The sequence below is a fragment of the Streptomyces lushanensis genome (assembly GCF_001700515.1).
Taxonomy (GTDB): domain Bacteria; phylum Actinomycetota; class Actinomycetes; order Streptomycetales; family Streptomycetaceae; genus Streptomyces; species Streptomyces lushanensis.
In genome coordinates this window covers 1-6,272 of the sequence record NZ_MAUD01000237.1, presented here as the reverse complement: position 1 = coordinate 6,272, position 6,272 = coordinate 1, and the positions used below count along the sequence as shown (strand labels likewise).

Genomic DNA, 6,272 nt, shown 5'->3' with positions numbered 1-6,272 from the left:
CCGGCGCGGTGGGTGTCGAGACACCGGCCCCGCTCGGCTCCGCGCTGGAGCGTGTCGACGGTCTGGCGAGCGCCGTGCTCGACTCCAGCCCGGCCAGGGCCGGGGACGTACTCGTGATCATCTCCCTCTCCGGGCGCAACGCCCTGCCCGTCGAGATGGCGACCCACGCGCGGGAGCTGGGACTGACGGTCATCGGTGTGACCTCCCTGGCCTACGCGACGGAGACGACCGCCCGGAACCGCTCGGGCACCTATCTCAAGGACCACTGCGACATCGTTCTCGACAACGGGATCGCGGTGGGCGACGCGGAACTGACCGCCGACGGCATCGAGGCTCCGTTCGCGCCCGCGTCCACGGTCGTCACCAGCGCCCTGATGCAGGCGATGATGGCCGCCGCCGCGGAGGAACTCGTCCACCGGGGCATCGAGCCGCCGTTGCTGCGGTCGGGCAATGTGGACGGTGGGACCGAATGGAATCGCCGCGTCATGACGGAGTACGCCGACCGTATCTTCTACCGCCACTGAACCGTCCCCCCGTTCGAACAGTGAGCGTGCGGAAGTAGCCAAAGCAACGGCAGATGAGGCGGCGGCCGGAACAGTCGAACAACTAGAACTGACAACCGAGACCTGCGGGAACACTTCCCGTGGGTCTCTGCCGTATGCGCGCCCCCGATGCGCGACTTTGCGTCACGAAAGCCTCGGTTGGCGGATTTCTGATCTTTCACGAGAAGGTAATGTTCGTGCAAAGTAAGGGAACCTGCGGTGTTGCATCATCGGAACTGTCGGCATGCGGGCGCCTGCAACCGCGCCCTGAGCGGCAGTTCGGACGACCGCACCACCGCATCGCACCGCCACACCAGCACATCACGGCGTCATGGCGTCACGGCAACACCGTGTCGCCGCGTCGCAGAACGAACCGTGTCACAGAACGAACCGCACCACCGAAAGACCGCACGACGGAAAGGGCGAGCCGTGAGAATGCGACCGGACCGCGAGTCCACCGCCAGACCCGTAATGCCCTCTCTCTGAACGGTCTTTCCGGCCGATCCACGCCGGCCGGCCGTCGGCCATCCTCCACTGCCGCGACCCGGCAGAGGTGACGCCCGTACGGCTGCCCGCTCGGCCCCCACCCCCCACTGACCCGACCACACCGCGCCCCGGCGAGCCCGGGGGCGCAGGAGGCAGGCCATCATGAAGTCACTCATCGACCACGCCCGTACCTTCTCCGTCCAGGTGGCGGAGCGCCACGAGGAGTTCCGCGAACTCGCGGCGGGACAGAAACCGCAAGCGCTCTTCATCACCTGCTCGGACTCCCGGGTCATCCCGTCCCTGATCACCGGCGCGCGCCCCGGCGAGCTGTTCGAGCTGCGTACGGCGGGCAACATCGTCCCGCGGTACGACGCCGAGCGGCCCAGCGGCGAGGCCGCCACCATCGAGTACGCGCTCCGTGTGCTCGGCGTCCGCGACATCGTCGTGTGCGGCCACTCCCACTGCGGGGCCGTGGGCGCGCTCGTGCGCGGCGACGACCTGTCCGCCGTGCCGGCCGTCCGCGGCTGGCTCAACCTCGGCGTCCCCGCGCTGCCGGCCGCCCGCGGCCTCGCGCACGCGGTACGCCACCACGCCGCGGCCCAGCTCGAAACCCTCCGCGGCTATCCCGCCGTATGGGAGCGCCACGCCCAAGGCCGGCTCTCCCTGCACGCCTGGTACTACGAAGTGGACACCGGCGCCATCAGCGTCCACCGGCCCGACCTGGGCGGGGAGTTCAGACCGCTGTGACAGCGGTCCCGGCCACCTCACTCCCCATCACGTCCGCTCGTGCGCGCGGACCGCACCCCTAGGAACTACCCTCATGCTCTCCCAGTTGAAGGACCAACGTGTCCTCAGGCGCGACATACTCGCGTCCCTCGTCGTCTTCCTCGTCGCGCTGCCCCTGTGTGTGGGGGTGGCGGTCGCCTCCGGTGTGCCCGCCGAACTCGGGCTGGTCACCGGCATCGTGGGCGGGCTCGTCGTGGGCTTCCTGCCCGGCAGCTCGCTCCAGGTCAGCGGCCCTGCGGCCGGGCTGACCGTGCTCGTGTACGAAGCGGTCGAGGAGTTCGGCCTCGGCGTGCTCGGCGCCATCGTCCTCGTGTCAGGACTGCTGCAACTCGTCCTCGGGGCCCTCGGTTTCGGCCGCTGGTTCCGGGCCATCTCCATCGCCGTGGTCCAGGGCATGCTGGCCGGCATCGGCCTCGTGCTCGTCCTGGGCCAGGTGTACGCCATGGCCGACACGGCCCCACCGTCCGGCGGACTCGGCAAGATCGCCGGGCTGCCCGGACTGATCGGTGAGATTGTCACCAACGGTACGGCGCTGACCGCGTTCCTCGTCGGGGCCGGCACCGTCACCGTCCTGGTGGCCTGGCCCAGGCTGCCCGCACGGGTCCGGGTGGTCCCGGGCCCGCTGGCGGCGGTCGCCCTGGCCACCGGCGCGACGCTGCTGTTCGACCTGCCGCTCGCCAAGGTCGAGGTGAAGGGACTGCTGGAGTCCATACGGCCGCCCGGTCTTGAGGACTTCGGACAGCTCGTGGGCGTGGCCGCGGTCGGCACCGTCCTCGCCTTCACCCTGATCGCCTCGGCGGAGAGTCTGTTCAGCGCCGCCGCGGTCGACCGTATGCACGACGGACCGCGTACCGATTACAACAAGGAACTGATGGCGCAGGGCGTGGGCAACACGGTCTGCGGAGCACTGGGCGCACTGCCGATGACCGCGGTCATCGTGCGCAGCGCCGCCAATGTCCAGGCCGGCGCGCGGACACCGCTCTCCCGGATCCTGCACGGTCTGTGGCTGCTGCTGTTCGCCGCGCTGCTGCCCTCGGCGATCGGCGTCATCCCGCTGGCGGCGCTCGCGGGCGTCCTGGTGCACGCCGGGTGCAAGCTGGTCCCGGTACGGGATCTGGTGCCGCTGTGGCGGGAGCACCGCGGCGAGGCGGTGATCCTCGCGGTCACGGCGGTGGCGATCCTGGTCACGAACCTCTTCGAGGGCGTGATCCTGGGACTGCTGCTCGCGGTGGTCAAGACGGCGTGGGAGATCTCCCATCTCCATCTCGACGTCAGGGAACTGACGGGCGGCCGGCTGGTGGTGTCGTTCACCGGGAACGCGACCTTCCTCAGGCTGCCCAGGACGTTGGAGCAGTTGGAGGCGCTGCCCAAGGACCGTCCGATCGAACTGGACCTGTCCGGACTGCGCCATGTCGACCACGCCTGCCGGATCGCCCTGGAGAACTGGGCGCTGCGGCACAACGACGCGGAGACGGAACCGGTACGCATGCGTCCGCCGACCGTCATCTGACGTCTCGCACGCCGGTCGCACATCGGCGCCGGGCGGCGGTCGCACCAGGCCGCCCGGCGCCGTCCGCCCGCCGCGGACCGGCGCACCGACGGGCCGACGCGGCGGACCGACGGCGCACCGGCCGGTGGACCGGCCGGACAGCGGCTCGGTCGAGCAGCTCCGCCGAACAGCGGCCCTGCCGAAGAACAGCGGCCCGTCGGACAAGACAGCGGCTCAGTCGGACAGCGCCCTGGAGAGATCCAGCGAGGCCGCCATCCGGATCGTCACATCCTCCGCGTACACCGCGTCGGGACGCTCGAACGCGGACCTGCTCGCCCCCCGCAGAAACGTCACCACACCCAGTGACCGGCCCCGGCTGCGCAGCACCGTGCACAGCGCGTGCACCGAGTCGGGCGGCCACTGGCGCGAGGTCGCCCAGGTCGGCGAGGGCGGCGAGCCCGAGGGCGCGCTCGCGCGCACCGAGCCGGTACGGTCCATCGCCTGGAGCGCCGGATGCCCGCCCGCGTACCGCACCGGTATACCGCCGGAGGTCATCTGCGTACTGGGCCCGGACCCGCCGCCGGACGGCGTCGCCACCGCCCGTACCAGCCGTACGGGAGCCTCCGGGGCCGAGGAGAACGAGCCCGCCCTCGGCTCGCCCGCCACCAGATCGATCAGCGCGTGATCGGCGAAGCCCGCCAGCGCGAAGTCCAGATAGACCGTCGCCGCCTCCATCGGGTCCTCGCACTCGACGGCGGCCCGCCCGGCCCGGTGGAGCTGACTGCTGCGGAACCGCAGCCGGTCCGCCTCCTGCGAGGCCAGCTTCGCCTCCGTCGCGTCCTGGAACATCCAGCCCACACCCAGCGGCACCGGCTCCTCCGCCAGCGGCGACGCCAGCCGCAGAAAGCCGCTGCGCCAGCAGCGCCGCCGGTCGCCCTCGGGCGTACGGACCGTGACCCACAGCTCGGCGGGCGACTTCGGCGCGCCTTCGGCGAGCACATGGTGGAGCGCGGCCTCCAGCTCCTCGACGCCCTGGACGACCAGCTCGCCCAGCGGGCGTCCCAGCACCGCCGTACGCCCGGAACCGAGCGCGCGCGCCGCGTAGCTGTTGACGACGGTGGGCCGCAGATCGACGTCGACCAGGACGACTCCCCAGGACGCGTCGTCGAAGAGCGCCTCGCTCAGCGCGATGGACCGCTCCAGATCGATCTGCTCATGGACCTCGCTGAACGCGCTGTACACACCGGCGGGCTTGCCGTCGGGGCCGCGCATCCCGGCCGACTGCGTACGGATCAGGACCCGGCCGCCGTCCTTGCGCAGCAGCGCGAACTCGTCGACCTGCCGGCCCGGCGTCTCCATCACGGCCATCAGCCGTGCCTGCACCTCGTCGGCGTCGGCGGTCCGCACCGCCCATCCGGCGAAGCCCCGCCGCCCGACGGCCTCCTCGGCGGACCAGCCGAGTATGCGCTCGGCCTCGCGGTTCCAGTGCGTGATCACACCGTGCGCGTCGAACGCGCAGAGGGCGGCGTCCATCCCGTCGAGCAGGGCCGCGAGCAGATCCGACCCGGCCCCGTCCCGCTCGCCCTCGGCCACTCCCGACACGCGCGCCCCCGTACCGGGCTCCGGCTCGTCCGGACCTCGCGCGTCGGTGGTCTCACTCCGAGAAGCACTCATCCTGGCACCCCCTGCAGGGCGTCTCCGCCTGTGCTGACGCACGTCCGGCCATTCAACTTCAACGTGACCCAGCACACACAAGGTTCCCCGAAATCGTTGCTTTGAACAATTCTCCGCCCCGCACGTCATTGCCGCACCACCGGGCCCACCAGCCACAGTCCGGGGGCACACCGGCCACAGTCGGGGCCGGGAACCGGTCGCGTCAATATCTCCGTAATTCGCTTGAGTCGCCGCGCGGGGGCGCCTAACGTGAGGCGCACACCGAAAGGAGGTGATCCGGAAGATGTATTCAGTCCGGACAAGTGAGGTGGCTGCGGGCTAACGCCCGTCGTCGTACTCTCTGCAGTACTCGGCCGGGTCGAAGGCCGAAATCCCAAGCAGTCACCCGACCCGCGGACCGCCGGTATGTCCGGCCGGCTCCCTCTCCGGAGGGACCACGGTCCGCGGGTCGTCTGCGTGTCCGCGGGTCGACTACGGGGCCGCGGGTCGACTGCGGGGCCGCGGGTCCGCCCCGTGCGGGTCGCCCACGGCTACGGGCAGAGCCGTTCCGTACGCCAACCGCCCGCCGCGGTCCCGGTCCCTGCGGTCTCCGCGCCCGCGCCCGTCGCGCCCGCCACGGACTCCTCACGGACATACCTCAGCCGGTCGTGGAGCCGGTTCTCGTGGCCCTGCCAGAACTCGACCGTCTCCGGGGTGACACGGAAGCCGCCCCAGCGCGGCGGGACCGGCACCTGTTCGCCCTCGGGGTAGCGGGTCGAGAGGCTCTCGTAGCGGTGGAGCAGGGTCTCCCGGGAGTCGACCGGGGCCGACTGGTCGCTGGCCCAGGCGCCGAGCTGGGAGCCGTGGGGGCGGGTGCGGAAGTACCCGGCGGTCTCGTCGCGGCCGACGCGCGCCGCCGTGCCGGTCACGATGATCTGGCGGGCCAGCGGGTGCCAGGGGAAGAGCAGCGAGACATACGGGTTCGCCTCGATCTCCCGGCCCTTGCGCGAGGTGTAGTTGGTGAAGAAGACGAAGCCGCGCCCGTCGTACGCCTTCATCAGCACCGTGCGGGAGGAGGGACGGCCGTCGGGCGCCGCCGTCGAGACCACCATCGCGTTCGGCTCGTACAGATCGCAGGCCACGGCGGCCCTGAACCAGCGGTCGAACTGTTCCATCGGGGCGGGCGCGAGGTCCGCCTCCAGCAGCGGTGTGCTGCGGTACTGCTCGCGCATGGCGGCGGGATCGGGGTTCTCGTGAGGCACGGGCCCATCCTGCCGCAGGTCCGGCCGGTTCCGTCCGGATCCGGCCGGATCCGG

General features: G+C 71.3%; 5 protein-coding genes. 3 read left to right on the top strand and 2 right to left on the bottom strand.

The features are described from left to right. The 3 genes from BFF77_RS20110 to BFF77_RS20100 all read left to right on the top strand — a co-directional run. Positions 1-524, top strand: a 524-nt coding sequence (locus BFF77_RS20110; RefSeq protein ID WP_066951812.1) for a sugar isomerase domain-containing protein, incomplete at its 5' end; no start/stop codon positions are given. Between the two features lie 666 nt (positions 525-1,190). Further along, positions 1,191-1,775 (top strand): carbonic anhydrase, encoded by a 585-nt coding sequence (locus BFF77_RS20105; RefSeq protein ID WP_066951796.1) that lies wholly within the window; start codon positions 1,191-1,193, stop codon positions 1,773-1,775. A gap of 73 nt (positions 1,776-1,848) precedes the next feature. Further along, on the top strand, positions 1,849-3,324 hold the full coding sequence (locus BFF77_RS20100) for a SulP family inorganic anion transporter (protein WP_066951793.1): 1,476 nt from the start codon (positions 1,849-1,851) through the stop codon (positions 3,322-3,324). 213 nt (positions 3,325-3,537) lie between these two features. On the opposite strand, the gene BFF77_RS20095 is transcribed toward BFF77_RS20100, so the two are convergent. Then, entirely contained in the window at positions 3,538-4,977 is a 1,440-nt protein-coding gene (locus BFF77_RS20095; protein ID WP_066951788.1) for a PAS domain-containing protein, read from the bottom strand. A 530-nt stretch (positions 4,978-5,507) separates the two neighbouring features. Then, positions 5,508-6,188: a pyridoxamine 5'-phosphate oxidase gene (gene pdxH / locus BFF77_RS20090; protein ID WP_066951798.1), complete on the bottom strand. Its 681-nt coding sequence runs from the start codon at positions 6,186-6,188 to the stop codon at positions 5,508-5,510. Positions 6,189-6,272: the final 84 nt, after the last annotated feature.

Excerpts from the sequence above, each read along its gene's own strand:
- BFF77_RS20105 (WP_066951796.1), top strand. The coding sequence starts at position 1,191 with ATGAAGTCACTCATCGACCACGCCCGTACCTTCTCCGTCCAGGTGGCG.
- BFF77_RS20100 (WP_066951793.1), top strand. The coding sequence starts at position 1,849 with ATGCTCTCCCAGTTGAAGGACCAACGTGTCCTCAGGCGCGACATACTC.
- BFF77_RS20095 (WP_066951788.1), bottom strand. The coding sequence starts at position 4,977 with ATGAGTGCTTCTCGGAGTGAGACCACCGACGCGCGAGGTCCGGACGAG.
- pdxH (WP_066951798.1), bottom strand. The coding sequence starts at position 6,188 with ATGCGCGAGCAGTACCGCAGCACACCGCTGCTGGAGGCGGACCTCGCG.